This window comes from Mesorhizobium sp. B1-1-5, assembly GCF_006443065.1.
Lineage (GTDB): Bacteria > Pseudomonadota > Alphaproteobacteria > Rhizobiales > Rhizobiaceae > Mesorhizobium.
The window spans coordinates 1-1,511 of the sequence record NZ_VFWS01000351.1; the positions used below are offsets into that span (position 1 = coordinate 1).

The window sequence follows — 1,511 nt, forward strand, 5'->3', positions numbered from 1 at the left end:
CACATAGGTCTTGAAATTCTGCCGCAGCCCGCGCGAAAAGCGGCCGAAGGGCTCACACCACGTCGAGGGCACTGGAGGGGTTCATGGCACTGTCTAGAGCGGAGAGGCAGCAAACTGCGCCCGCAATCGGCGGCACACCGTGAGGTTCTGAGCGGGGATCGAACGCAGGTGGCCGACAAGGACACCATCATAGTTCTGTCCACGGACGCGATCGCGGCCCGAGAGCGCGAAGCTGCCGTGCGCGAGTTCTATGGCCGCATCTGCATGCGGCTGGACCTTGCGCCGCTTGAACGCGGCGAGTTGCGGCTAAGCGCCTCCACCACCATCCTGCCAGGGGTGAGCGTGGCCCACGGGCAGGTCGCGCCCATGGCTTGGGAACGCACGACCGCGCTCCAGCAGGACGCCAATGACGACCTGGTGGTGTCCTGGATCGCGGGCGGGTGGCGTTTCGATACGGCACGGCACGAGGCGGTTGAGACCTCGCCCGGTGCGCCCTGCATCATGCCGATGGACCGGAGCTGGCGAGCGAGGGCGCAGAACGGCGATTGGACGATCTGCGCGCGATTTGCCCGATCGACGCTCACTCCTCTCCTTCGCCATGTCGGCGATCTCAGGCCGGATGCCATCAATCCCGGCACGCCTGAAGCGCGGCTTCTGCTGGCCTATGTCGAGGCGGTGGCGGGTGGGGCGATCGGCCCCGGTCTGGCGCCGCTGGCCGCCCAGCACATTGCCGATCTGTTCGCCGCGGCGGTCGGCGCCAACCGCGAGGTTGACCAGGTGGTCGCCGGCCGCGGCGTTCGTACCGCCCGCATGCATGCCATCAAGCGTTATATCGAGGAGAACCTGCACCGAGCGCGCCTCTCGGCAGAGACGGCGGGCCGGGGGCTGGGGCTCAGCCCGCGCTACATCAGGCGCCTTTTCGCCGAAGAGGGGCAGGGGTTTTCCGACTATGTCATGCAAAGACGGCTGGAGCGGGTCCACCGGCAGCTCGCCAGCCCGCTTTTTTCAGCAAGGCCGATCGCCGACCTCGCTTTCGAGGCGGGGCTGGTCGAACCCTCGACCTTCTACCGGCAGTTCCGGTCCCGCTATGGCATGACCCCATCGGAGGTGCGCGCCGGCCGCGCGCCGTGAGACGCATGCGGCCGCTCACGCATGGCAAACCCGGTCACCTGTTCCGTCAGTGCCACTTGCCTGTGTCGCCAGTGCGATACGCCTTTATCCCCGGTGCGGGCATGGTCGCGCCGGCGGACGCGGGTGCAACGGCATGCGCGGGAGCGGGGGCGAGCGGCCAGGCCTCCGTGACATCGGAAAGCTGGCCCTGGAGATAAAAATGCGTGCGGCGAGAAGCTTGATACTGGGCATTACGGTTTTCTGCGCAATTCTTCCGACCGAGGTCTTCGCGGCCTACAAATGCATGAATCCGGCAATCTGCAGGGCGGTCTGCGGCAGCTAAACATGCGGCAAGATCGCCGCGCGCGATCCCGACAGGAAGGCGATGGACCTGTCCAAAG

The 1,511-nt window shown here is 66.6% G+C and carries 2 protein-coding genes; one reads left to right on the plus strand and one right to left on the minus strand.

The annotated features are described in order from the left end of the window. The first annotated feature begins 168 nt into the window (after positions 1–168). On the plus strand, positions 169–1,131 hold the full coding sequence (locus tag FJ980_RS31250; RefSeq protein ID WP_140547395.1) for an AraC family transcriptional regulator: 963 nt from the start codon (positions 169–171) through the stop codon (positions 1,129–1,131). A 46-nt stretch (positions 1,132–1,177) separates the two neighbouring features. On the opposite strand, the gene FJ980_RS35130 is transcribed toward FJ980_RS31250, so the two are convergent. Beyond that, on the minus strand, positions 1,178–1,511 hold a 334-nt coding region (locus FJ980_RS35130), incomplete at its 5' end, for a hypothetical protein (RefSeq protein ID WP_210243780.1).